General features: G+C 68.1%; 19 protein-coding genes and 2 pseudogenes. 12 read left to right on the forward strand and 9 right to left on the reverse strand.

From position 1 onward, the window contains the following. Positions 1 to 123 precede the first annotated feature (123 nt). Positions 124 to 2,796: an ATP-binding protein gene (locus tag FHR38_RS07790; protein ID WP_184534038.1), complete on the forward strand. Its 2,673-nt coding sequence runs from the start codon at positions 124 to 126 to the stop codon at positions 2,794 to 2,796. A gap of 93 nt (positions 2,797 to 2,889) precedes the next feature. On the opposite strand, the gene FHR38_RS07795 is transcribed toward FHR38_RS07790, so the two are convergent. After that, complete coding sequence (locus tag FHR38_RS07795; protein ID WP_184539376.1) at positions 2,890 to 4,218, reverse strand: AAA family ATPase; 1,329 nt, start codon at positions 4,216 to 4,218, stop codon at positions 2,890 to 2,892. Positions 4,219 to 4,478: 260 nt separating this feature from the next. Between FHR38_RS07795 and FHR38_RS07800 the strand changes: the two genes are divergently transcribed. The 6 genes and pseudogenes from FHR38_RS07800 to FHR38_RS32080 all read left to right on the forward strand — a co-directional run bounded on the left by FHR38_RS07800 (position 4,479) and on the right by FHR38_RS32080 (position 11,169). Continuing rightward, on the forward strand, positions 4,479 to 6,077 hold the full coding sequence (locus FHR38_RS07800; RefSeq protein ID WP_184534039.1) for a restriction endonuclease: 1,599 nt from the start codon (positions 4,479 to 4,481) through the stop codon (positions 6,075 to 6,077). A 3-nt stretch (positions 6,078 to 6,080) separates the two neighbouring features. Then, positions 6,081 to 6,770 (forward strand): type II toxin-antitoxin system toxin DNA ADP-ribosyl transferase DarT, encoded by a 690-nt coding sequence (darT, locus tag FHR38_RS07805; protein ID WP_184534040.1) that lies wholly within the window; start codon positions 6,081 to 6,083, stop codon positions 6,768 to 6,770. After that, positions 6,767 to 7,843 (forward strand): type II toxin-antitoxin system antitoxin DNA ADP-ribosyl glycohydrolase DarG, encoded by a 1,077-nt coding sequence (gene darG, locus FHR38_RS07810; RefSeq protein ID WP_184534041.1) that lies wholly within the window; start codon positions 6,767 to 6,769, stop codon positions 7,841 to 7,843. The genes darT and darG overlap by 4 nt, the downstream gene beginning before the upstream one ends. Positions 7,844 to 8,018: 175 nt before the next feature. Further along, positions 8,019 to 9,431 (forward strand): annotated as a pseudogene (locus FHR38_RS32070) (DEAD/DEAH box helicase); the annotation flags it as partial. A gap of 358 nt (positions 9,432 to 9,789) precedes the next feature. After that, positions 9,790 to 9,966 (forward strand): annotated as a pseudogene (locus FHR38_RS32075) (helicase-related protein); the annotation flags it as partial. A gap of 249 nt (positions 9,967 to 10,215) precedes the next feature. Then, positions 10,216 to 11,169, forward strand: coding sequence for a DUF3427 domain-containing protein (locus FHR38_RS32080; RefSeq protein ID WP_312882528.1), 954 nt, complete (start codon positions 10,216 to 10,218; stop codon positions 11,167 to 11,169). Positions 11,170 to 11,640: 471 nt separating this feature from the next. On the opposite strand, the gene FHR38_RS07820 is transcribed toward FHR38_RS32080, so the two are convergent. The 3 genes from FHR38_RS07820 to FHR38_RS07830 all read right to left on the reverse strand — a co-directional run bounded on the left by FHR38_RS07820 (position 11,641) and on the right by FHR38_RS07830 (position 15,101). Then, positions 11,641 to 12,198, reverse strand: a complete 558-nt coding sequence (locus FHR38_RS07820) for a class IV adenylate cyclase (protein WP_184534042.1) — start codon at positions 12,196 to 12,198, stop codon at positions 11,641 to 11,643. Between the two features lie 129 nt (positions 12,199 to 12,327). Further along, positions 12,328 to 13,833, reverse strand: a complete 1,506-nt coding sequence (locus tag FHR38_RS07825; protein ID WP_184534043.1) for a hypothetical protein — start codon at positions 13,831 to 13,833, stop codon at positions 12,328 to 12,330. After that, positions 13,830 to 15,101 carry a hypothetical protein gene (locus tag FHR38_RS07830; RefSeq protein ID WP_312881950.1) on the reverse strand — a complete coding sequence of 424 codons (1,272 nt, stop codon included), beginning with the start codon at positions 15,099 to 15,101 and terminating at the stop codon, positions 13,830 to 13,832. Before FHR38_RS07830 ends, FHR38_RS07825 begins: the two co-directional genes overlap by 4 nt. Positions 15,102 to 15,302: 201 nt before the next feature. Between FHR38_RS07830 and FHR38_RS07835 the strand changes: the two genes are divergently transcribed. Further along, entirely contained in the window at positions 15,303 to 16,556 is a 1,254-nt protein-coding gene (locus FHR38_RS07835) for a PucR family transcriptional regulator (protein WP_184534044.1), read from the forward strand. Positions 16,557 to 16,738: 182 nt separating this feature from the next. Beyond that, positions 16,739 to 16,993 carry a cation:proton antiporter regulatory subunit gene (locus tag FHR38_RS07840; RefSeq protein ID WP_184534045.1) on the forward strand — a complete coding sequence of 85 codons (255 nt, stop codon included), beginning with the start codon at positions 16,739 to 16,741 and terminating at the stop codon, positions 16,991 to 16,993. Positions 16,994 to 17,075: 82 nt separating this feature from the next. Here the strand turns inward: FHR38_RS07840 and FHR38_RS07845 are convergent, their stop codons facing one another. After that, the gene (locus tag FHR38_RS07845; protein ID WP_184534046.1) at positions 17,076 to 18,323 is read right to left on the reverse strand and encodes a globin domain-containing protein; all 1,248 of its coding nucleotides are present in this window, start codon (positions 18,321 to 18,323) and stop codon (positions 17,076 to 17,078) included. Positions 18,324 to 18,855: 532 nt separating this feature from the next. Between FHR38_RS07845 and FHR38_RS07850 the strand changes: the two genes are divergently transcribed. From FHR38_RS07850 to FHR38_RS07860, 3 genes are all read left to right on the forward strand, one after another. Further along, entirely contained in the window at positions 18,856 to 19,242 is a 387-nt protein-coding gene (locus tag FHR38_RS07850) for a hypothetical protein (RefSeq protein WP_221448945.1), read from the forward strand. Next, the gene (locus tag FHR38_RS07855; protein WP_312881953.1) at positions 19,239 to 19,724 is read left to right on the forward strand and encodes a roadblock/LC7 domain-containing protein; all 486 of its coding nucleotides are present in this window, start codon (positions 19,239 to 19,241) and stop codon (positions 19,722 to 19,724) included. Before FHR38_RS07850 ends, FHR38_RS07855 begins: the two co-directional genes overlap by 4 nt. A 223-nt stretch (positions 19,725 to 19,947) precedes the next feature. Next, positions 19,948 to 20,658 (forward strand): RICIN domain-containing protein, encoded by a 711-nt coding sequence (locus FHR38_RS07860; protein ID WP_184534048.1) that lies wholly within the window; start codon positions 19,948 to 19,950, stop codon positions 20,656 to 20,658. A gap of 2 nt (positions 20,659 to 20,660) precedes the next feature. Here the strand turns inward: FHR38_RS07860 and FHR38_RS07865 are convergent, their stop codons facing one another. The 4 genes from FHR38_RS07865 to FHR38_RS07880 form a co-directional block, all read right to left on the reverse strand. Continuing rightward, the gene (locus FHR38_RS07865) at positions 20,661 to 21,929 is read right to left on the reverse strand and encodes a PQQ-dependent sugar dehydrogenase (RefSeq protein ID WP_221448946.1); all 1,269 of its coding nucleotides are present in this window, start codon (positions 21,927 to 21,929) and stop codon (positions 20,661 to 20,663) included. Positions 21,930 to 22,025: 96 nt separating this feature from the next. Next, positions 22,026 to 22,490, reverse strand: coding sequence for a hypothetical protein (locus FHR38_RS07870; RefSeq protein ID WP_184534049.1), 465 nt, complete (start codon positions 22,488 to 22,490; stop codon positions 22,026 to 22,028). 83 nt (positions 22,491 to 22,573) lie between these two features. After that, positions 22,574 to 23,782, reverse strand: a complete 1,209-nt coding sequence (locus FHR38_RS07875) for an IS30 family transposase (RefSeq protein WP_376771391.1) — start codon at positions 23,780 to 23,782, stop codon at positions 22,574 to 22,576. Between the two features lie 80 nt (positions 23,783 to 23,862). Further along, positions 23,863 to 24,951, reverse strand: a complete 1,089-nt coding sequence (locus FHR38_RS07880) for a hypothetical protein (protein ID WP_184534050.1) — start codon at positions 24,949 to 24,951, stop codon at positions 23,863 to 23,865. Positions 24,952 to 24,971: the final 20 nt, after the last annotated feature.

Consider the following 24,971-nt stretch of genomic DNA (forward strand, 5'->3'; position numbering starts at 1 on the left):
CGGCTGATCGGGCGCATCGACTGGTTCCCGATACGCGCCAGCCGGTTCACGGGGCAGAAACAACGAGACCCGTCTGGGAGGATCGAAACCCACGATTGCCAGGTCATTCTGAGCGGAGTCGGCATGCCGATGAAGGCGTTCGTCGATCGGGAAAACGAGTTCGCGATCATCCGGGCCTTCGTCGAGCAGGCATGTGCTGGTCAGGGTGGCATTCTCGTCGTCGAGGGACCGGCAGGCATCGGAAAGAGCGCCCTGCTGGACCGGGTCACTGCGGCGGGTGGGCCGGCGACCTTCATCCCACTCCGCTGCCACGCCCAGGTGGGACAGCTTGAGGCGTACGGTCCGCTGCTGGATCTGCTCGCGCAGATGGAGGAGACCCGCAGCCGACGCAAACGGCTGCTGCGCCGTTCGGGCGAGTCCTTCCGCTCGCGATGGCCGGAGTTGCTCACCCTGGTACCCAGTTTTGGGCCGACACTGAAGATGGTCGCCGAGACACTGTCCGGTCCGGTCCCGGGTGCACCTCTCGTGGACAACCGGATGGCCGCCCGATCGATAGCCGAAGCCGTACTCCTCACGCTCCGCGAGAAGCAACCCGTCGTGGTAATGATCGACGATGCCCATCGCATCGACGGAAGCTCCTGCGCCGCGCTCTCGTATCTGTCCTCCGCCCTGGCGGACCAGCCGGTCCTACTCGTCCTGGCTGCTCGGGACGACGAGCTGACGGACAACCCGCCGGCTCGACACCTCGTGGAAGACCTCTGCCTACACGACATGGCCCGCCGGCTTCGGCTCGGAGGACTGCCGGTTCCGGCGGTTGCCGAGTTGGCCCAACTGGTCGTCGGTCGCCAGCCCTCCGCCTCCACGGCACGCCGGATCACCGAGCAGACCGGCGGTTACCCGTTCCTCCTGCAGTACTACTTCTCCGAGGAGAAGACCAGACTGGCACTACCTGCCGCAGCGGTAACACTGGGTGATGTGGGAAACGAGCTCGCGGGCAACAGCAATCCTGAGAGCGGGCTGGCCGACCAGGTCGGCGCGGTGATCTGGGCGAGGCTACGCCGGCTGAGCGACGACGACCTCCGTTTACTTTCCGTCGCATCGGTTCAGGGCAGGGAGTTTCACAGCAAGGTCGTCGCACGGCTTGTCGAGCAGCCGCACGACGCGGTCGCGACCCGGCTCCACCGGCTGGGGAAGGAAACTCGCCTGATCTATCCGGTCGAACCGGATGACTGGGACGAGTCCATCGGCAGCGACCGGTACTCGTTCGAACACGATCTCCTTCAGGAGACGTTGTACCGGGACCAGACTCCAAGCCAGCGGCGTGAACGCCATCGAAAGATCGGGCAAGTAATGGGGGCCTACTCGCAGGAGCATCCGGAACCACCACAGGAGATAGCACTAGACCTCGTCCGACACCATCGGATGGCCCGCGACTGGTTGGCCGCTGGACGCGCCGCCCATGACGTCGCCTGCCGTCTGGCGACGACCGGCGCGTCGACCCGAGAGGTGGTCGCGATAACCGCGCAGGGTCTCGACGACATCCGGAGGATGCGTGGTAGCAGCGAGGCGGACCGCCTCCGCGCGCAACTGATCGAACTGATGCTCACCGCGAGCGAACTGAGCTGGCGAACCCGTCCGGAAGCGGATGGCACCGTTCGGCTGGAGGCACTCTCCACCGAGGCGCTCGCCGCTGCCCGTACGGCCGGGGACATCGATCTGGAGATACGAATCCGCTACCTACATGGCAAGGTCCTGCTCTACACCCGGGGCGTGCCGGCGGCGCTCGGGCCATTGCGGGAGGCATGGGAGCGGGCTTTGCACAGTGGCAACGCGGTCAGCATCCTGCTCGCGGGATGCGAGTACGGGCGGCAGTTGCCGAAGGCCGACGTCGCGGCGGGGTTGCAGGTCCTCCACCAGACCGAGACCACCGTCGCAGGTCTCCCAGAGGTAGCGAACAACGCTGACCCCGTCGTGCAGCGGGCACGATACATGTTGGCCCTTCAGCTCGGCATCAGTCTGTTCGACGCGGGCCAGATCGGCCCCGCACTCGATCGGCTTCGTACGACCATTCCCGCCGTCCGGCTACGGGCCGCGCTCGGGCTGCTCCCGATCGGGCTGAACTATCTGGCCCAGGTGGAGGCGGCAGCCGGCAACCTGGCCGAGTCGGAGGCGCTGCTCACGGAGGCGGTCGAACTGAACGACGGCAGCGAACCGGACGGATGGCACGCGGTCAACCTGGCCTATCTCGGCACGAGGATGACGCTGGACCGGGCGGAACCCGCCGGTCTGCCCCTACTGGAGCAGGCGCGAGCCGAAGCGGAGCTGACCTGGCAGGCCAATCTCGCTCCCCTGGTAGCCAACCTGTACGCGACAAGCCTCATCGCCATGGCCGCCACGAATCCGATCCACTACGACACAGCTCGCCAGATATTAGAGGAATGCCTTTCCGAAACACGCCGCACCGGAATGCGCCGCAGCGAGATAGTTGCCCTTTCCCTGCTCGGCCGGCTGCATCTGGCGGTCGGTGACACCATGACGGCCGACGGGTACAGCGCGGCGGCGGTGGACAAGCTACGCGAGGTCGACTGGCGACTGGCCGCAGTATGCGTCGAGGAGGTTCTCTATCATCACAGCCGCATCCAGGAGGCAAGAGGAGACGGCGAAGGCGCGCACGAATCCCTCCGTCTGGCGCGGGCGGAGGTCCTTCGCAAGGCGGGCAGCCTGACCGGACCGGCCCGCGAACGGTTCCTCCAAGCGGTCGACCTCAACCAGAGGATCTCGGCCGGTCACGGCTGATCGGGCGCATCGCCGGCACACGACGTCGGGTCGCGTCAGACAGGCGGTGTCGGGTCGGACCAAGGAGGCTGTGCCGGCTCGTACCGGAAAGGGCTATGCCGGCTCGCCGGCCACGACGGCACCGGCGTGCGCCCGGAGCCGGGCCAGGACCGCCTGGTTGGCTTCCCAACCGTCGGGGAACTTGACCGGGACGTTGAGGTGGACCGGTTCGGTGGACGGGTGGGCGTCGAGCAGTTCGGCGATGCCGCCCCGAGCCACCACCAGGCAGGCGTGCCGGTGCCGGCTGGTGAGCACACAGAGCCGCCCGGACTCCAGGTGGAAGGCGGTGGCGTCCCGCCGGCCGGAGAGCGGATGCAGCACCACGGTCACGTCGTACTCCCGGCCCTGCAACCGGTTGGCGGTGTCGACGGTGATGTCCGCGCCGGCCGGGCCGAGCTGGGATCGGATCACCGCGACCTGGTCACGGTGCGCGGCCCCGATCGCGATCCGGTCGGCGGTGACCGGTGCGCCCGCCGGGGCGCGTTCGGAGACCGCGACCGCCTTGCGGTCCAGGATGCGCAACGCCAGCGCCGCGCAGGCCGAGGCGGCCTCCGTATCGGTACGGGGTACGAACCGGGCCGGCAACTCGTACCAGCCCCAACCGGTGGTGGCCGCCAGTTCCACGCTCGCGTCGAAGGCGTCACCCGGACCGGGCTCGGTCAACGTGAGCACCCGGTCGGCCTCGGTGGTGCCGGCCCGGAATCCGGTGAACGGATAGAACGCCGCCGCCACCACCGGAGCCGCCGAGGCGGGCAGCCGCCAGGACACCGGCAGCCGGTGCACCGGCAGATCCGGGTTGTGGCGCAGCAGCACCGCGACCGCGCTCTGCATCGGGTCCCAGGTCAGCCCGGTCCAGCGGACGGTCTCCACCGTCGAGAACGGGTCGAGCTGTCCGGGGTCGCCGACGAACAGCGCCCGTTCGAACCGGCTGGCCACGCGCAGCAGGGCGTCCGAGCGCATCTGGTACGCCTCGTCCACGATCGCCCACGGCCACGAGCCCTCGGTGACGGTGGCCCACTTGGCAGCCGTTCCGATGATGACGGCCGGTCCGCCGAGTTCCGCGACCTTGCTCCCGACCCGGACCCCCGTGTGCTCCTGCACCCGGGCCGAGGGTACGTAGTCAGTGGCTGACAACCGGCCGATCCGCAGCTCGGGGGCGGAGTTGGCCAATCGGTCGATCAGGTCGTCGACCTGCTCGTTGGTCTGCGCGATGATGATCAGCGGCTCGCCGGCCGCGGCCAGTTCGCCGGCGGCGCGCACCACCAGGGTCGACTTGCCCGCCCCGGGTGGCGAGTCCACCACCACCCCACGATGGTCGCCGGAGCGCAGGTCGGCCAGTACGGCGGTGATCACCCGTTCCGCCTCGACCCCCGGCGGCACCATCAACTCGGCTCGCAACCTCGCTCCAGCCTCCCCGCATGCTCCCCGGCACACTACCGCTCGGCCCTCCGCCGTCACGAACCCATCGACGTGGGACCGATTGGCCATTCATCCTGACCTGTCCGACCACCGGTAACCACCAGTCTCTGCATCCCCAGCACGCCAAACGGTCACGCATACCCACCCGGCACGGCACCGTCAGTTACATTCATCGTCAATCTTCGTTATGGTGTCCGCTCCACCCCTCGATCGAGTAGGACAGCATGGGCATCATCAAGGAGATGCAACGGGCGCATGCCCGACAGGTACGCGCCCAGCAACGCGCCGGCGCGGCCGCCCACCGTCATCAGCAACAGCTACGCCGCGATGCGGAGCGCGCCATGAAGGCCGCCGAGCGCGCGGCGGCCGCCGATGAGCGTGATCGAAAGCGCCTGTACATCGAAGCCCGGCTCGCTGAAGTCGCCGCTGACAACTCCGATCTCAACGCCCGCCTCGACGAGCTGGACTCGCTGCTGGCGATGACGCTCACCGTCGATGATCACATCGACCTCGCGCTTCTCAAGAAAACGGTCTCCCACCCTCCGTTCACCCCTGGGCCGGTCGGCGTACCGCTGCCCCCGCCAAACTGGCACCAGTTCGAACCGCCCTCGCCAAGTGGACTCGGCAGGCTATTCGGCAGCCAGGCAAAGCATCAGCAACAGATCGCTGCCGCACAGCAAGCCTTCGACCAGGCTCAGGCGCAACACGCAGCAGCTGAGACGCACCGACAGCGGCGGCTGACGGCCGCTCACCAGCGATACCAGCAGCAATGTCAGCAAGTCGAGGCACAGATTGCCGCACACAACGCGGAGGTTGACCGGTTCGCGATCGCGGTGGCGAAGGGAGAGCCGAACGCAGTCGTCGATTACCTCGGGATGGTGTTGGGCAACTCCGTCTACCCAGATGACTTTCCCCAACACTACCGGTTGGCCTATGTCCCCGAGTCGCGCCAGCTCGTCGTGGAGTACCACCTGCCGACACTGGAGGTTGTCCCAGCGGTACGCGAGTACCGGTATGTCAAGGCACGTGACGAGGTCACCACATCGGCTCGGCCGATGAAGGAAATCAAGGATCGGTACGCGAACCTCATCGCGCAGGTGACCCTGCGTACCGTTCATGAGCTCTTCGAAGCTGATCGTTCGAGCCTGGTCGAAACGATCGTCTTCAACGGGATCGTCGATACGACCGATCCGCGCACAGGCGCTGCTGTCCAACCCTGCCTGGTCAGTCTCCGAAGCACTCGTGAGGTGTTCACGTCGCTCAGTCTGGACCGAGTCGAGCCAACAGCTTGCCTAAATCATCTAAACGCTACAGTGTCAAGGCGGCCCGAGGCACTCGCACCGGTCCGGCCGGTGCTTGAGTTCGACATGGTCGACAAGCGCTTCGTCGACGAGGTCGACGTCCTGGCCGACCTGGACCAGCGCCCCAACCTGCTGAAGCTCAGCCCGACCGAATTCGAGAGCTTGATCCAGAACTTATTTACCAAAATGGGCCTGGACACGAAGCAAACTCGCGCTTCCCGGGACGGAGGTGTCGATTGTGTCGCCTTCGATCCTCGGCCAATCTTCGGCGGAAAGGTCGTTGTCCAGGCCAAGCGCTATCGCAACACGGTTGACGTGTCCGCTGTCCGCGACCTCTTCGGCACCATGCAGAACGAGGGAGCATCCAAGGGAATCCTTGTTACCACCAGCGGCTACGGGCCCGCGTCTTACGAGTTTGCATCGGGGAAGCCTCTGGAACTGATCGATGGCTCCAACCTGCTCTACCTACTCGCCGAACACGCAGGGGTGAGGGCCAGAATCGACGCCAGCGAGCTGGACTGACAGTTGAACAACTGGGCGCGTCCGCCCGAACGGGCACTGATCATGCACTTCACCCATATCACCAATATGCCGGCGATCCTCGCATCAGGACGGCTGATCGCGGACAGCTCGGTAGCCGCTCTCCTGGTGACAAATGTCGGCGCAACCGACATCAAGGCCGCACGCCGTCAACGACGTGTCAGTTGTCCACCTTTCGGTATGGTTGCCGATTATGTCCCGTTCTATTTCGCGCAGCGTTCACCAATGATGTACCGCATCGCGTGCGAGCACCGGGACCAGGCTGCAGACCGCTATCCCGGAGGAGACGATCCTCTGGTTTACCTGGTGAGCTCGGTGGACCGAGTACACGACGCCGGGTTGGCATGGGCTGCGAGCGACGGCAACTGCGCTGCCTCACTGACAAGATTCACCCGATCTCTTCATGATCTTGCCGAGTTGGTGGACTGGCCCCTGATGGGAGAGGAGATCTGGAAGAACTTGCCGGACGACCGGGATCGGGTCCGACGACGCATGGCGGAGTTCCTCGTCCATCGCGAGTTTCCGCTCGATCTGGTAACGGGGTACGTGGTACGTACCCCGTCTCGGAAGGAAGAGCTGCGGCAGGTCCTACGATCGGCCGGCGCCCCAAGGGCTTACGTTGATGTCAGACCGAGCTGGTACTACGGGTACGCTCCGGGGGAGGTGAGCAAGTGATCATCGTCAGCCATGGCAACCTGCTGACGGCAGACGCCGAGGCACTGGTCAACACCGTCAACACCGTGGGGGTGATGGGCAAGGGAATCGCGCTGCAGTTCAAGCGCGCCTACCCGGCAAACTACGCAGCCTATCGAGCTGCGTGCGCCACAGGCAAAGTCAAACTGGGCGAAATGTTTCTTTTCGACTCCGCTCGCCTCGGCCCTCGTCGCTATGTGATCAATTTCCCGACAAAGGGCCATTGGCGGTCAAACTCCAAGCTTGCCGATATCGAGGCTGGCCTGGCCGCCCTGGTCCGGTTGGTACGAGAGCTCGGGATCAGCTCCGTGGCAGTGCCCGCGCTCGGCTGCGGCAACGGAGGACTCGACTGGGATCGGGTCCGATTGGCGATCGAGCAGGCATTCGAGGCGCTGCCAGACGTACGGGTGCTCCTTTTCCCTCCCGAAGGTGCACCTGCCCCCGCCGAGATGCCGGTTGCCACCGCAAAGCCACCGCTTACCCCTGGCCGGGCAACTCTGCTGAGAGGAATCGATAGCTACCTTGATCGCGCCCGCACTCTCGAACCACGTGACGGTGTAACCGAGCTGGAGATTCAGAAGATCAGCTATTTTCTCCAAGCACTTGGTCAACCCTTCCGCCTCTCGTTCGGCCGTGGCCCGTACGGGCCGTACGCCGAGAGTCTTCACCGCGTTCTGGAGCTACTGGAGGGCCACTACCTCATCGGCTATGGCGACAGGTCGGCTCGAGTCGAAGAACTCAGGCCCATCAACCTGACACCCGGTACATCCGAAGCCGTCGCGGCCTGGTCCGCTTCACATGACACGGACAGCTCAGACAAGGCGTTGGACCAACTCGCCCGGCTCATCGATGGGTTCGAGACGCCCTACAGCCTTGAGTTGCTCGCCACCGTGCACTATGCCGCCCAGCAACATCCGCCATCCGCCGACATCAACGAGTTGGTCCACCGCATCCAGACCTGGAGTGGCCGAAAGGCAAGGCTATTTACACCCGCCCATATTCAGACCGCCTACGACCGCCTCCGGTCCGCCGGCCTGATGCCCAGTTTTCAGTAACGCCCGCCTGCCATCGATAACCTGTCCGTCGACAGCGGCTCGGCCAGCGACCGTGGGCTCCGGCAAAGTCGTGACTGTGTCCGGTTTGCGAGATTGAGACAGCCACCTTGCCCCTTCGACCTTGGTGATCATGACGCTATAGACATAGCCGGGCGGTTTTAACGTCCATAGGGTCATGATCACCTCGTCGGGGTGTCCCGCGAGAGCATCAACCAGCGGGACGGGTTACCTTCTCCCGGTGACGGATCTGCCCCGCGGCATCTACGAACATCTGATCACCGAAAAGCTCGCCGAGCGGCTCCGCCGCATCGACGCGGACCTGGTCCAGCGGATCGATCTCGACCCGGCCGACGCCGACGAGGTGCTCGCCCGACACATCGCCGCGCTGGCCCGCCGCGCATTACGAGCAGTCCCCAGCAGCGACCGGCACCGGCTGGCCCGACAGGTCGAGGTCGCCAACCGGATCGCCGAGGCGATCGAACACCTCGATCCGGGTGCGAGCGGCGCCACCGACCGGGTGGCTGGCTCACACGACCTCCTGACAGCAATCGTGGCGCGTCCCGCGCCGACGAACGTGGTCAGCTTTCCGGTACGACCCACCACTCCGCTCAACACCGGGGCGTTGCTGGTCAACGGCAAAGGTCAACCCCGCATCGGGCACGAGGTCGGTCACGAGCTCGCCTCCGCCGATGAGGCGGACCTGCTCTGCGCGTTCATCAAATGGCATGGTCTGCGCCTGGTGGAGCAGCCGATCCGGGACCTGATCGAGCGGGGTGGTCGGCTGCGGGTGATCACCACCACGTATCTGGGCGCTACGGACCAGCGAGCCCTGGACCGACTCGTCGAGCTGGGTGCGCAGGTCAAGGTCTCCTACGAGACCAGGACCACCCGGCTGCACGCCAAGGCGTGGCTGTTCCGTCGGGGCAGCGGCGCCAGTACGGCGTACGTAGGCTCGTCCAACCTGTCGAAGGCAGCCTTGGTGGACGGACTGGAATGGAACGTCCGGATAGCGGCGCTGGAACAGCCGCACGTAGTGGACACCTTCGAGGCGACGTTCGAGGACTACTGGGACGATCCGGCGTTCGAGTCGTACGAGCCGAACCGGGACGGGCTGCGCCTGCGGCGGGCACTGGGCGCCGAACGGGCCGGCGGCCGAACCGACCCGCTCGGCATCGAGGTCACGACCATCGACGTGCGGCCGTACGGCTATCAACGCGAAATCCTGGACGACCTTGCCGCCGAACGCGCGGTGCATGGTCGGCACCGCAATCTGGTGGTGATGGCGACCGGCACCGGCAAGACCGTGGTCGCTGCCCTCGACTACCACCGGCTACGTCAGGCGGGGACCGTCGACTCACTGCTCTTCGTAGCGCATCAGGAGCAGATCCTGCGGCAGAGCCGGTCGGTCTTCCGGCATGTGCTGCGCGACGGCACCTTCGGCGAGACGCTGGTCGGCGGTGATCGGCCCAGCCAGTGGCGGCACGTCTTCGCCAGCATCCAGTCACTGCACCGGGCGGAGCTCACGCCGGACCAGTTCGACATGGTGATCGTCGACGAGTTCCACCACGCCGAGGCACCGACCTACCAGCGGCTGCTGGGCCGGCTCGAACCGAAGATCCTGCTCGGGCTGACCGCCACCCCGGACCGCTCCGACGGTGGGGACATCCGCCGCTGGTTCGATGGGCGTACGGCGGTCGAACTGCACCTGTGGGAGGCACTGGACCGGCAACTGCTCGCGCCGTTCCAGTATTTCGGCCTGCACGACGACGTCGACCTGTCCCGACTGCGATGGAAACGTGGCCAGGGCTACGACACCGTCGAGCTGGATCGGTTGTATACCGGCAACGGCGCGCGCCCGTATGGTGTTGCAGGCCGTACGGGACAAGGTGGACGTGGACCGGATGCGGGCGCTCGCGTTCTGCGTCAGCATCGGCCACGCCCAGTTCATGGCCGACTGGTTCAGCCGGGCCGGAGTGCCCGCGCGCGCCGTCACCTCCCGGCTCGACGCCAACGGCCGACACGACGCGCTCGCCGCTTTCCGGGCCGGCGAGGTGCGGGTGCTCTGCACGGTCGACCTGTTCAACGAGGGCATCGACCTGCCGATGGTGGACACGATCCTGCTGCTCCGTCCCACCGAGAGCGCGACGATCTTCCTGCAGCAGCTCGGTCGTGGGCTGCGCCTGGACGACGACAAAGCCTGCCTGACCGTCCTCGACTTCATCGGTGGGCAGCACGCCAACTTCCGGTTCGACCTGCGCTGGCGGGCGCTGACCGGGGCGACGCGCAGGACGTTGGAACGGGCGGTCGCGGACGACTTTCCCACCCTGCCCAGCGGTTGCCATATCGAGCTGGATCGGGTCGCCAAGAGGATCGTGCTGGACAACCTGAAGCGCGCTCTGCCCAGCTCGAACAAGCGGCTCGTCAGCGAGCTACGTCAGCTCGGTGACGTCTCCCTCGCCGAGTTCCTGCACGAGACCGGCCTGGAGATCGAGGACATCTATCGCCGGAAGATCCTCGGCGGCTGGGCCGGGCTGCGCCGTACCGCCGGGCTGGCGAGCACGCCCGCTGGTCCCGACGACACCACCCTCAGCGCCGCCTTCGGCCGGATGCTGCACCTGGACGACCTCGACCGGCTCGACCTGCTAGTCCGGCTCGCTGCCGGACAACGGCCCGCAGCCGGCCGGTTGCTGCACATGCTGCACTTCACGCTCTGGGGCCCGGCAGCGCCACTGGTCGAACTGGACGGGCACCTGGCCCGGCTCTGGGCGGACCCGGCCCGCTGTGCCGAGCTACGTCAGGTCGCCGAGGTGCTGCGTACCCGCATCCACCGGATCACCACGCCACCCAGTTCCGACAACGTGCCGCTACGGATCCACGCCCGGTACAGCAAGAACGAGGCGTGTGCCGCCTTCGGCATGACCAACCCGGGAGCACTACGCGAAGGGGTCAAGTGGATCGAGGCGGAGCGCGCCGACATCTTCTTCGTCACGCTGGACAAGTCGGAGCACCACTACTCTCCCACCACCAGATATCAGGACCGGGCGCTCACCGCCGAGTTGTTCCAGTGGGAGTCGCAGAGCACCACCTCGGCCGGTTCGCCGACCGGCCGGCGCTACGTCGAACACGCGGAACGGGGTTCGACGGTGCACCTCTTCGTCCGGGAGAGCAAGGTCGCCGAGGGCGATCTCGGTGTGCCGCCCTACCTCTATGCCGGGCCGATGACGTACGAGCGGCACACCAGGGATCGTCCGATGCGCATCATCTGGCGACTCGACCGCCCGCTCCCCGCCGACGTGCTGCACGCGGCCCGGGCGATAGCCGCCTGAACAGGCAAGGAACCGCTTTACCTTGCTCACCAACGGACGCGGCAACACTGACGCCCGATATGGACAGCTTGATGTCATTCTCGGGTTACCCACGGAGACCCGTGAAGAACTTGATATGACCGTGCGACACGTCCACGAGCTATGGGATATCGCCGACGCGAATCCCGGTTCCTTCCGAGTCAGCGTCTTCGAGTTCCGCCCGTACCCCGGCATGGCATCGACTAATCGCGACCGGCCGCTATGACCAGCGACAGCTCTTGGACTACAGCGCAGTCGACCTAACGGCGGATGGCCTGGACGATGCGTTACGAGAGCGGGATGAGTTCAACTTTTCGGTCAATATCCAATTCGGCGAGGCCGAACTGGACCGTGCACCCACACGACGTGGCCGACCAGACGCCGGAAGAAATCGTGTCCGCGCTGTTGTCGCGGGTACGACTCCTGCTGCCGTACCGGTCGTGATCGGCGGGGTCAGACCGGCGCAGTCAATGCGGCACGGATCAGGGAGTCGTAGGTTTCCGTGCTGCGCGCCAACTCCACACCGAGCGACTGGGCGAAATCGTCCAACCTGGCCTGCACCTCGACCGCTGACCGGTTGTCATCGACCAGCAGTTCGATCTCAAGGAATGTGCCGAGGTGACGTATCTCGTCAAGGCAGAAGGACATCCCGCCCAGTCGTCCGGTACGCCGGGTCTTGACGATCCGTACCGTCGGCTGGAATCCCATCGCCAGAATCGCCGCGTGCATCGGCTCCCGCTCGGCCACCTCGGTTTCGTACTCCTGGCAGGCGAGTTCGTTGTCGAGTGGCCGCTTGACGCAGAACAGATGGCGGCCGTCCTGCGTACGGAGTCGGGCGAAGGAGACACCGGTCTTGCTCTGCCCGTACGCCCAGCCGGCTGGCGCGTACGCCTGATCGTCCTGCCGGACCGGCGCGGACAGTTCCACGCCCAGCTGCCGTAGCGCGACGACGATCGCGTCCGGTTCGGCGACCCGATACTTGACCTCGATCTCCCGGACGCCATCATTCATTACAAACTCCAGGAATGCTGCATTGACCACAGACTGCCGCAATCTATCTCAGGCGTCGGATATCGAAGCGACGGGACACACCCACTGCGCCGGCCCACCCGATGCTGACCAGGTCTTCAGGGACGAGGGTCAGTTCCACTCCTCGACGGCGTCCTCCTCGGCCGGGGCACCATCACCGGGCGGGCCACCGTGCGTCCACGGTGTCTCCTCCCGCGCCGGGAACGCTCCGGACGGCATGAACCCCTCGGAGAGCGTGGTGTAGCAGAGCCGCTCCCCCACCTCGGGCACACTGCCCGGCGGCGGGGTCAACGATCGGCCCATCCCACCGGAGAGTTCCAGCACCACCTCGGTCTTCTCGACGTCGGCGGTCGGGTTGACGAAGACGACCCGCGCCTTCTGGTTGGGCCGGGTCGGTGAGTAGAGCGACGCCCCCGGCCGCACCAGCACCGGATCGGTGGTGTGCAACATGATCCGGGGACGCAGGACGGGCCGTTTGCCGCTGTCATCGACCCGGGTCGGGGCGGCCAGGGTCACCTCGCCGACGAACGCCTCCCCGGTCAGCCGATGGTCGGCCATGACCAGCGGATCGTCGTAGGCCCGCTGTACCGCGTACGTGGTGAGGGCCCGTTCCAGCCGATGCAGGCGGTGTGCCGCCGCCACCGCCCCGTCCCGCCGGGCCTGCGGATGGCCGCCCTCGTCGACGTACGCCGCGTAGTCGGTGAACGCGTCCCGGTCCGCAGCCCAACGATCGGCCACCCGGGCCCCGGCCGGCTTCGACCGGAGCAGGTCGACCGCCTGCCACATCAGCTGCCAGGTGGGCTCCAGTTGTCCGCGCAGCAGGTCCGCGAGCGCGGCTCGGGCCCGCTGCTGGGCAACCGGATCGTCCGCTGCCGCCTGGTACGCGGCGATCGCCGGGGCCAACTGCCGGTTGTCGAAGTCCGGGTCGGTGGCGGGACCGGCGGGTGGACACACCGCGGGGTCCTCGGCCGCCTCCGCCGCCACCGCACCGGGCACCCCGGCTGGTGGTGTGATCCAGGCCAGCAGCGCGGCGAGGTGGTTGTCCTCCACCGCGCTCTGTCCGGTGGCCCAGTGCAGGGTGAGCGCGTCGGTCAGCGCCAGCAGCAGGGACGATCCGGGATGCTCGGCGCGGTCGGCGAGGAAGCTCAACCACCGACCGAGCAGCGGAACCGACGCGTCGACCGGATAGTCACCGTCGGTACGGCGGAACCGGGTGGACCGGCCCAGCAGCCGCACGAAGGTGACTCCGGCCGGGTTGGGCACCAGGATCTGGGGTGCGTCGACGTACCGGTAGCGCACGTCCTTGCCCCGGTCCACCGGCACCGCCTCGGCGACGCCGCGACGACCATCCAGATAGGGCACGAGGATCGAGGCCAGTTCGGTGGTGAAGGCGAACCGCTGGTCGCGGTTGCGTGGCTGCGGCACGATCAGCAGCTGCGCCCGGTCCGGGGCGGTGCCGACCAGCGCCGCCAGTGGCGCGTTCGCCTCACCGGCCATGGCGAGCGGAACGAGGACGAGTGGCTGCTCGGACAGGTGCAGGTGCCGGACGGTGGCGATCGGTTGGGCCACCCCGCTGGCCACCGCCTGGGCCCGAGCCAGCGCGGTCAGCGTACTCATCCGACGACCGACGGTTGCTCGGCGGCGCGCTGGCTGCCGACGATGCCGGCCGCCCACTCGCCACCGTCGACGCCGACGGTGGCCAGCACCTCGGCGCGTAACCGGGCGGCGGCCTGGAGCAGCGTGGTGGCCTCCACCTGCTCCGCAGCCGGGGTCAGCTCCCCGCTCGCCAGCCCCAGCACGGTCGCTACCTGGTCGATCCCGCCCAGCGCATCGCGGACCGACCTGCCCAGGCTGGCGGTGCTGCCGCGCGCCTCGTGCCGACAGAACCGCGCCAGCTCGCAGGCGGCCAGGCACTCTGGCGCATAACGGGCCTCAACCGCGCCGAGGGTGGCCGCCAGCGCGGCCGGCGGCCGGGTCGGCTGCCCGTCCGGGTCGGGGACCAGGTCGAGGGAGAACCCGTCGGGCAGTACCGCGACCAGTTCCTCGACCCGCGCCATCCGGTCGAGCTGTCGCCGCAACACCAGCAACTGCTTGCGTACGTCGATCAGCGCGGCGGTCGGCTCGTTGGAGAAGTCGCGGGGGCAGACGAGTATCACGTCGGACGAGACGGTTTCCGGATCCTGCCCCGCCTCGGTCAGCAGTTGGCGCATCGCAAGCACGTAGACCGCCGCCTGGGTCGCGGCAGCGGACACCTTACTGGCATCGGCCTGCCCGTCGATCACCGCGAACGACTTGATCTCGACCACGTGGAACCGGCCGGCGAGCTGGAACGCGATCAGGTCCGGTTCGAGGTAGACCCGCTGGCCGGCGACCGTCAGGTGCAACAGCGGATGGTCGAAGAGTGCCCCGCCCGCCGGGGACGGCTGGTCGTCGAGCGCCGGCCCATCAAGCTTGGTGGCCGAGGCGGCGAGTCGGGCCGCCCCGGTCAGCAGTCTGCGACTGTGCGTGTGGCGGTCGGCCGACGGTTGCGGGCGCGATGTCCCGGCACCGTCGGGGTCGTCCGGGTTGCCCAGATCGGTGTAGGACGCGTCGGGGATCGGTAGTCCCAGTACTTCGCGCAGCAGCCGCAGCAGGGTCGCGCAGCCGTCCGCCTTGACCTGGGCCTCGAACGCGTTGCCCCGGGTGATGGCGAACTGGGATTGGCCGAACTGGGCGGGAAAGCCGACATGGGCGGCGATCCGCTGCTTGTCTACTCCCGCACCGTCGAGCAACGCCCGCCGCCGGCACCCCGGGTTGCTGGTGAGGGCGGCGAGCGTACGGGCGTTGTGCCGACGGGGTGCGCTGGCACCACGCACCCGGTCGAGACGCTGGTCGACGTTCGTCACGTGATTCCCTCCGACGGACCTGGCCAGCGACCGTACCGGCACCCGGTGACAATCCGCGGTTCCCGCGCGGGCACAGGTTTTCCAGTTATCGGTCCAGTTACCGGTCTTCTCCCGCTGCGGGTCCTGCTCAAGTTGCCGGGGTCCGGCAGTCGCCAGGGTATGTTGCGGGCGTGGATTGCCCGGACGGTGGAGGCGCGGCTGATGGCTGAGTCACGTGCCCAGCCGGGTCGTGGCCTGGGCCGGGCCGGTGGACGACGGCTCGGCCGATCCGAGGAGGATCTTTCCGGGGTGGCCCGGGCGGCCAGCCGGGACGCCGGTGGCGTGGCCGACGATCTGCTCGGCGAGTTCCTTCCGCAGTTGGCCGAGGCGGCCACCTCGGGCCGCCGGCTGGATCGTCCCGCGCTGGACGCGATCGGTGCGGCCGGCCGGCGCGCGGCGGAGCAGGGCGTTCCGGTCGGCCGGGCGGTGGAACTCTACGTCTCGGCGGCCTGGCGACTCTGGCGGCTGCTGCCGGTGGTGGCGCAGGCCGACGAGGCGGAACCGGTACGACTGGCCGGCGAGGCCGTACTCCGAGTGGTCAACGACGCCCTGGCGGCGCTGGTCGACGGCTATCTGGCCGCCCGCCGGCTGATGGTACGGCGGGAGGAGGCGCTGCGCCGCGAGCTGATCGACGACCTGCTGCGTGGAGATCCGGACGTCGCCGGGATCGTGGAACGTGCCGAGCCGTTCGGGCTGGACCTCACCCGCGCCCATCAGGTGGCGTTGGCCCTGCCTGGCCGCCGGTGGGCCGAGGTGACCGCCGCGACCGGGGGCCTGGAGCGGGTGATCCTGGACCGGTTCGGTGACCGGGACGTGCTGGTGTCGGCGAAGGAGGGCGTGCTGGCGGTGCTCGTACCCGGGATCGCCGTTGCCCCCGAACAACGCGGCCGGCGGCAGCCCACCGGTGAGCTCGGTCGGGTGATGCACGCCGCCCTCCAGTCGATCCCGTCCGGTCGGCCGTGGCGGATCGCGGTCGGTCGCCCCTATCCGGGTGTGTTCGGCATCGCCCGTTCCTACGAGGAGGCGCGGGAGGCGCTGGACCTAGCCGGCAAGCTGGGCCTGCCGGACCCGGTGGCACAGGCGGAGGATCTGCTCGTCTACCGGATGCTGCTGCGGGACCAGGCGGCCATCGCCGACCTGATCGAGGGGGTGCTGACCCCGCTGACGCTGGCCCGGGGCGGGGCGGAACCACTGCTCGCGACGATCGAGGCGTACTTCGCCACCGGTGGGGTGGCCACCCATGCCGCCCGTCGGCTGCACCTGTCCGTACGGGCGGTCACCTATCGGCTGGGACGGGTCCGTACGCTCACCGGCTACGACCCGATGAATCCGACCGACTGGTTCACGTTGCATGCCGCCGTACTCGGCGCCCGGTTGTTGGACTGGCCCAACCGGGATCTGCCCCGCCCCACCTGATCACGGCCAGCCACCGGCTCAACACCTTGCCGACCGTCGGCAACCACCCGCCCCGGGTCATGGCTGGTGCTGGCCGATGTCACGGACCGCTGAAATGACGGAGGCTGGAACTTCCAGGCATGCCTCCGAACGGAGGCCGTTATTTCCGGATTTGCCCAGGTCAGAAGGAGGGCGGAGGCAAAATGTACGTCGAGCACGTCGCGCTCCCCGGGATCGGCCTGCGACAGGTGATCACCACCGACGATGATCAGCACGTCGGGGTGGTGTGTCACCACAACGGCCGTCGGGACCTCGTCGTCTATCGGCCCGACGACCCGGACGCCGCGCTGAGTGTCACCCTGACCCGCCGGGAAGCCGCCACCCTGGCCCGGCTGCTCGGTCTCGTCGAGGTCGAGGAGACCGACTGCGCGTGCCATCGGCAGCCAGCCGTCCGCTGACCGCCGAGCTGAACCGCTGATGGCCAGACCACTGGCCGCTGCGGGTCGTACCGAATCGACTACTGCGGGTCGTACCGGCTGACTACTGCGGGTCGTACCGGATGTCGTCGGGGTCGACGCCAAGTCCGGCCAGTCGGCCCGCGAGGGCCGTGACCATGCCGGCAGGTCCGGACAGGTAGGCGTGGTGTCCCGCCCAACTGCCGCGCCGGGTCACCACGTCGACCACGGTGCCCGACTCGTACGGGTAGGCGGCTCCCTCGGCGACCGCCCGGACCACCTGTAGCCAGGGGTAGCGCGCGGCGTACGAGTCGAGCAGTTCCAGTTCGTAGATCTCACCGAAGGTACGGGCACCGAAGAACAGCCGGGTCGGTGGTGGACTCGGCTGCCGGGCCAGCTCGCCCAGGAGAGCCCGGATGGGGGCCAACCCGGTGCCGCCGGCGACCAGCAGCACACCCTTGGCCGCCGTACCCGCCAGCGTCATCATCCCCCGGGCCGGGGCGAGCCGCAGTTCGTCACCGACAGTGACCTTGTTGACCAGCACGTCACTGAGCCGGCCGGCACCGGTGGCCCGAACGTGGAACTCGACCATGTTGTCCGGCCCCGGCGGATCGGCCATCGAGTAGCACCGCCAGTTGTGCGGCAGGTAGGGCGACTCGATGGTGGCGTACTGCCCGGCGACGTAGGGGTAGGGCTGCGCTGGTCGTACCCGGATCACGGCCAGGTCCGGGCCGGCCTGCTGGTGGTGCACCACGGTGGCGGTGACGTACGGCGGCGCGGAGAGCGCCGCCTGCGCGGCGTCGCTCATCACCCGGGTTACGAAGTGGTACGCCCGCTGCCACGCCTGGTCGTAGGCGGACCGCCAAGCGCCGCCCGCACGGGTACGCAGCGCTTCGAGCAGCGCGTCGCCGAAGGGCTGGAAGTGGGCGGCGCGTACCCCGAGCCGACGGTGTGCCTGGCCCAGTTGCTGGAAGTACGGGACGACCACGTCCGGCCGGTGCAGATCGCCGATGAGCCGACGCATCGACGCGGATAGTTGATCACGCTGAGCGACGATCGAGTCGGGAAAGAGGGATCGCAGATGCGGGGAGTCCCGGAAGAGCACTGTGTAGACGTACATCAGCGTGTCGCCGAATGGCTCCACGATGGACAGACTGTCCTGCATCATCCGCTGGTCACTCAGGCGCTGCGGCCAGCCGTCGAGCAGCATGGCGCTGCGTTCGGCAGGGTCACCGATCCCCCGACCGCCACCGCGCATGCTTCGGCGCAGCAGCATCGAGTGATGCAGGCCGAGCAGACTGTGGTAGTCGTTGCGCGCTTCGGGCTCCTTCATGCTGGGGATGATAGGGGCCGCCCCGCCGTTCATGATCGCTGCGGCCGAGCCCCGGACCACCCCGCCGTGGTGGGGAGTTTTCCCAGGTCAGCACCGCCGAGCGGGGCATTTCCCCAGCTCAGCATCGGTACGGGCAAGTTGACGAAGAGACCGGGTGGCGACCACCCCGACCCGGCCCACCGTCCACCCGACGGGAAACGTCAGAAAGATCACGGAGCGTGGTCACGGCTCCGTGAACCCGAGAACACCCACCGTGCGGCTCGCGCCAGGGCGATCGATCCGATGTGGCCGTCTTGGCCGGACCTGCCACGCCGAAGACGCGAGCGCCTACAGCCAACAGACAACTATGTGACAGTACGTATTTGTTTCGACGCACGTACAAATCGTTTGGCCTGCACTGATCCGACCTACTGGCGGATTCCCAGCCGGCTTGGACCACACTAAGTTAGCTGAACGGGCAACAGTTGACCCGCCGGAGAGATCTGGACCTAGGTGCCTACCGCCCCTCGCGGAAGTGGTGGCGTACCGAGACATGGAGGCAGCGCCAGTGGCGAACCTGGAAGTGGTGTTGAAGGAAGCGATGAGCATCGAGGGGGCGATCGGCGTCGCCCTGGTGGACTTCACCAGTGGGATGACGTTGGCGACCGCAGGTGGTTCCGCCGAACTCGACCTCACCGTGGCGGCAGCCGGCAACACCGATGTGATCCGGGCCAAGCTGCGCACCATCGAGATGCTGAAGCTCCCCGACGGCATCGAGGACATCCTCATCACGTTGGACACCCAATACCACCTGATTCGGCCGTTGCACTCCCGCGCGGGCGACGGCCTCTTCCTCTACCTGGCGCTGAACAAGGGGCGGGCCAACCTGGCGCTCGCCCGGCACCGGCTCCGCCTGGTCGAGGAAAGCCTGGAACTGTGATCGACAACCGAGGCGCTGCCGTCGAACCGCTGCCTCGTCGGGAGCGCTCGGCCCGGTTCGACGGGCCCCCCGCCTCCGCACACCGGGAATCGCTCGCCGGCCCCGACACCGACCACGCGGTACGAACCCAGTTGGCTGGGCTGCGACACGCGCTGCCCGGCGTACGGGGCTGCGTCGTCGCGGGCGTGGACGGCCTGCTGATCTCGCACGACCTTACCGGTGACCCCGAACCACACGATCTGGCAGCGCTGGCGGCCACCACGTTCGGCCTCGGGCGGCAGGCCGGGCTCGCCCTACGGCACGGCCCGTTCCGGGAGTCCACCGTGCACAGTCACCGGGGCTACTTCGCCGTGTACGCGGTGAGCGAAACCGTCCTGCTCGCGGTGCTCGGCGACGACGGGCTGAACGTGGCCCGGCTACACCTGGAGGCCCGGCCGCTGGCCAACCGGCTCGCCGACCTGCTGCACGTTCGCACCGCGTAAGCAGCATGGGCTGTGGTCGGCACCGGGTCGCTGGTGCCGACCATCGGCACCGGCACGGCGGGGCTTCTGCCCGGCCATCGGCACCGGCACGGCGGGGCCTCTGCCCGGCCATCGGCACCAGCCCGGCGGGGCCTCTGCCCGGCCATCGGCACCCGGTCCCTTGCTCGGTATCCCAGCCAACCCCCGTCGACCGGGACTCCGGCGCGTCGGCCACTATGCCTGAATGCCCACTGACGAAGTATCCCCGCCGCCGGGCGGCACGCTCTACAGTTCCGGTCCGCGATCCCGACTGCCCCGGGGACGGACGTTGCTGATCATCCTGACGGTCAGCGTGGTGGGCATGCTGGGCCTGGTGGGTGTGCTCGTCGGGACCGCGCTCGGCAAGAACTCCCGCGCTGATGGCGGACCTCCGACTGGGACGGCAGCCCCCACCGCCACCGTATCGGCGACCGAGACAGCGGAGCCGAGCCAGGACGAGCCCACCCCGACGCCGGAGGCCACGCCCAGCAGTCCGACCAGCAACGGGCGGATCCTCCGGTTGGTACACGCCTCGCTCTGCCTGGATGTCGTGAACGGGGTGGCACCCGAAGGCGCGGCTGTCCAGCAGGCTGAGTGTTCCGGGTCCCAGAGCCAACACTGGCTGAGCACACCGGCTGGTGAAGGCACGGTCACGCTGGTCAACGCGGGCAGCGGCATGTGTCTCGACGTCTACAACCTGAGCACCGACGACGGTGCGGCGATCATCCAGTGGACCTGTAACGGGGGCCCCAACCAGCAGTGGCGGCTCACCAGCGTCGGCACCGGTCAGGTGACCTTGGTCAGCGTCCACAGCGACAAGTGCCTGGACGTGCCGGAGGCCAGCACGGCCCCCGGCACCAAGATCCAGCAGTGGACCTGCAACAGCGGAACGAACCAGACCTGGACGGTTTCCTAGGGCTAGCTCGGCTGCCTTCCGAAGGAAACCCGGTGCAGCTCGCCCGGGATGTCGCTGGCGACATAGAGTTCGCCCCTGGCGTCCACTCCGAAGGTGCTCGGTCGGGCCGGCAGTTGTCCGATCGCCCGACTCTCGTAGCCACCGCCCCGGACGGGACGGATCGCGAACGCGGTGGCCGAGCAGTAGTCGGTCGCCAGGTACGTACCGGTGGCGATCCGCGCGAACTGCCGTCCGCGATAGACGTGCCCACCGATGACCGCGCAACCGTCGACCCGGGTCCCGTAGTGGAACACCGGGTCTATGTAGCGTGCGTCCGGCTGGCAGCGTTCGGGCAGGACCACCGCCGGCCCTTCCTTGCAGGACCAGCCGAAGTTGGCACCGCCGACACCAGCCCGCAGGTGGTTGACCTCCTCGTAGGCGTTCTGTCCGACGTCGGCGATCCAGAGCGAGCCGTTGCGCGGGTCGATCGAGAACTTCCAGGCGTTGCGGAGCCCGTACGCCCAGATCTCCGGGCGGGCACCGGGCTGCCCCACGAACGGGTTGTCCCGGGGTACGCAGTACGCCTGCTCCCCGCAGGAGCGCCGCACGTCCAGCCGGAGGATCTTGCCGAGTAGTGTGCCCAGGTCCTGGCCGGTGTTCAGCGGGTCGTTGCCACCGCCACCGTCACCCAGGCTCCAGTAGAGATGGCCGTCCCGGCCGAAGGCCAGGTCTCCGCCGTTGTGGTTGCTGAACTCGGCGTGTGGCTGGGTCAGCAGGACCTGCTCGTCGGCCGCCGGGTCGGTGCCGTCGAGCACGAACCGTGACAGGGTCAACGCCCCGTCCGGCAGGCTGGTGTAGGCGACGTAGACGGCGTTGGTGCGGGCGAACCTCGGTGCGGTGGCGATGCCGAGCAGCCCCCGCTCGTTGCCCACCGTCGAGACCCGGTCGGTGAGGTCCAGTAACGGCTCGGCCGCGAGACCGGTGTCGGGGTGGTAGACGCGTACCCGGCCGGGTTTTTCCGCGACGAAGAGCTGGCGGCTGCGGTCGTCGGGTGCGGCGATCGCGGTCGGCCGGTCCAGGCCGGTCGCGACCAGGGTGGTATCGATGGTCAGCTGATCGAGCGGCAGCCGGGGACGCCAGTCCGGGGCGGCGGCGCCGGCGCCGGTGTCGGTGTCGGAGCTGGCCGGGGCCGCTAGGGCGGCGGTGGTCAGTGCGGTCGGGGCAAGTAGCGCGGCGGTCGCGGCGGCACACAGCCGCCGGGAAAGTTGACGACGCAGCATATCGACTCCCATCAGTTGAGGGGAATCTATGGCAAAGTGCCGCGTTTCACCAAGCATCCATCCCAGATGGTGAGCAGACGATCACAGAAATGGCATAGGGGAACGGCTTCAGTGTTTCCGCAGAGCGCGTAGCTGCTCGGTGTGCGCGGGTAGGTGCACCCGACCGTGGATGTCCAGCGTGCGCCCCCACGGCAGCGGCTCGTCCACCCGCAGATCGAAGCCCTCCCGGATGTGCGTCCAGACCGGCGTCTCGGCCTTGTCCCCCAACGACTCGGTCAACGTGCACAACTTCGCGCTGCTGTCCCGCAGCACGGCAGCCAACCCGGCCAGCCCGCCGTACCGGGCTACCAGCTCGTCGAGCTGGGGTCGGTGGATCGCCTCGATGTCGTAGTAGGCCCACGGCGAGCCGGCGAGCACCGCCTCGGTCGTCTCGGTGAGCAACTCGTCGTTGACCGCGAGATGGGCGAGGACCTGCTCGGCGGTCAACTCGTCGGCTGGCGGCGGCCCGAATCCGCCCGCCTCGACCTCGGCGAGCAGTACGTCGTAGGCCCGGCGCAGCTCCGCCGTCTCCATGCCCCGAGTCTAGGTTCGGCGGTGGTGAGGAAGGGCCCCTTCCAAGGCAGGGCGGATTCCAGGGGTCGTTGCAACACAGGTGATCAACTGGCTTCGGTCAGAAGCTTAGCGATGCGCTCGGCTGGGGTGTCCCAGCCGAGTGTTTTGCGTGGTCGGCCGTTGAGTTCGGCGGCGACGGCGGCGAGGTGCTCCGGGGCGTGGACGGCGAGGTCGGTGCCTTTGGGGAAGTACTGGCGAAGCAGACCGTTGGTGTTCTCGTTGGAGCCGCGTTGCCAGGGCGAGTGTGGATCACAGAAGTAGACGGGAATGTCCGCAGCGGTGCTGAACTGGTGGTGCAGGGCCATTTCGGTGCCTTGGTCCCAGGTCAGGGATCGTTTGAGGTGGGCCGGCAGGGTGGCGACGGTGGCCTGCAGCGCGTCACGGACACGCTCAGCGGTACGACCGCGACCCAGGTGCACCAACAGGACGTAGCGGGTAGCGCGTTCCACCAGGGTGCCGATGGCCGAGGCGCTGTCCTTACCGATGATGAGGTCGCCTTCCCAGTGGCCGGGCACGGCCCGGTCGTCGGCTTCGGCGGGCCGGTCGCTGATCATCACCATGGGCGCGGTGAAGCGAGGCTGACGTTGTCCGGGTTGGCGGCGCGGGCGGCGGACCGCGCGGCCGGTACGCAGCGCCCGAGTCAGCTCGCGGCGTAGCTCACCGCGTCCCTGCACGTAGAGCGCCTGGTAGATCGTTTCGTGGGTCACGTGCATCCCTGGCTGGTCGGGGAAGTCTCGCCGCAACCGTTGCACGATCTGTTCCGGGCTCCACTTACGGTCCAAGCCGTCCTGCACTGCCTGGCGTAGCCGCGGGTTCGCGGCGAGCTTGCCCGTCTTCGGCCGTGGGCGCCGCTGTTCGGCCCGTGCCTGAGCCGCGTGAGGGCGGTAGTCCCCTGTCCCGGGATGGGCATTACGGCGCAGTTCACGGCTGATCGTGGACGGATCCCGCCCCACCTCGGCTGCGATCGACCGAAGCGACCTGCCCTCGCGCCGCAGGTCAGCGATCAGGATCCGGTCGTCCACGGACAGAAACCGACCGGAGGAAGTCCCGGGCCGGGCAGGAGGTTGCGCCTCCTGCCCGGCCCGGGACTTCCGCCCGTGCCGCCAACGATGGCCAGTACGCCGGTTGACCCCGACGATCCGACACGCCTGTGCGGTACCTACACCCTGCGCCACAAGATCAAGATAAGCCTGACGCTCAGCATGCAACTTCTTCCGGCCCTGAGGCGCCCGGTCCTTACGGATCTCGAACACTGCAACTCCTGAACAGATCAGGTGTTGCAACCACCACTAGAACTCAAGCAGAAAGCGGTAAGAAGGGACCCTCCTTTGCATCAGGGGGCGCAGTGGGCACAGGCGCCACGGCGGCGCAGGTGGTAGGCGAGGGCGGCGGCACCCAGCGCGATGCCCCACAGCGGCCAGAGCAGCATCGGGACGGTGGTGAAGCTGAGCGCCCCGGGCCGCCACAGCTCGGGCGAGCTGTACAGGGACAGCCCGGCGGCGGTGACCGCGATCGCGACGAGCGTGGCCGGCGCGACCGCCAACATGATCGGCACCCGCCGACCGGACAGTCCGATCATCCAGCGCGGGAACCGCTCACCCCAGCGTTGCACCAGGCCGAGCGTCAGGACCGCGCCGACCACGGCGAACGCGGCCAAGCCGCTACCGGCCCAGACCATTCCGTTGTCCCACATCTCCCGGAGGAAGTCCGCGCTGATCCCGAGCGGAATGTTGGCCAGCCAGGCGAGCCGGGAGACCGCGTAGAGCAGCGGAATGGCGGCGGCGACGTAGGTGGCCCAGCGGCCCCAACGGGCCGCCGACTCCGCCGAGGTCCAGCTCCGGCCAGCGGCACCCCGCCCGCAGGACAGGCACCACCCGCCGGTACGGAACAACCAGACGAGCGCGGTACGGGCCAGCAGCACCCCGCCGACCATGGCGAACACCTTGTTGGCCAGCGCCCAGGTGAAGACGTCGGCGTAGTCGACCGGTGGCCAGCCGAACGGTGCACCGACGATCAGGAGCGGCGCGTACCCCGTCGTGGTGAGGACCTGCACGTCCGGCACCACCACCAGCAGGATCACGGCGACCATCGCGCAGTAGGTCGACAGCAGCACCCGGGCGACACCCCGTAACCGGACCGCCTGCGGACCGGCCATCGCCAACGCCGCCACCGCAACGGTGATCGACAGTACGGCGAGCACCGGTGCACCCACGCCGGGCGGGAGGAAACGCAGCAGACTCACCGCCCCGTGCGGGTCGGCGGTGCCGTACGGGTATCCGCTGCCGCTGATCGTCCAGACCAGGGCGAGTACCCCGTACAGGCTGGCCCAGCCGGCGGCGAGGTAGCCGACCCGGTCGGTCCACCATCGTCGCCGGGGCGGAGCCGGAGACAACGGTGGGGGCAGGGTGGTGGGGTGGGCCATCTCGGGTTCCTCTCGCCGAT

The organism is Micromonospora polyrhachis (genome assembly GCF_014203835.1).
Taxonomy (GTDB): domain Bacteria; phylum Actinomycetota; class Actinomycetes; order Mycobacteriales; family Micromonosporaceae; genus Micromonospora_H; species Micromonospora_H polyrhachis.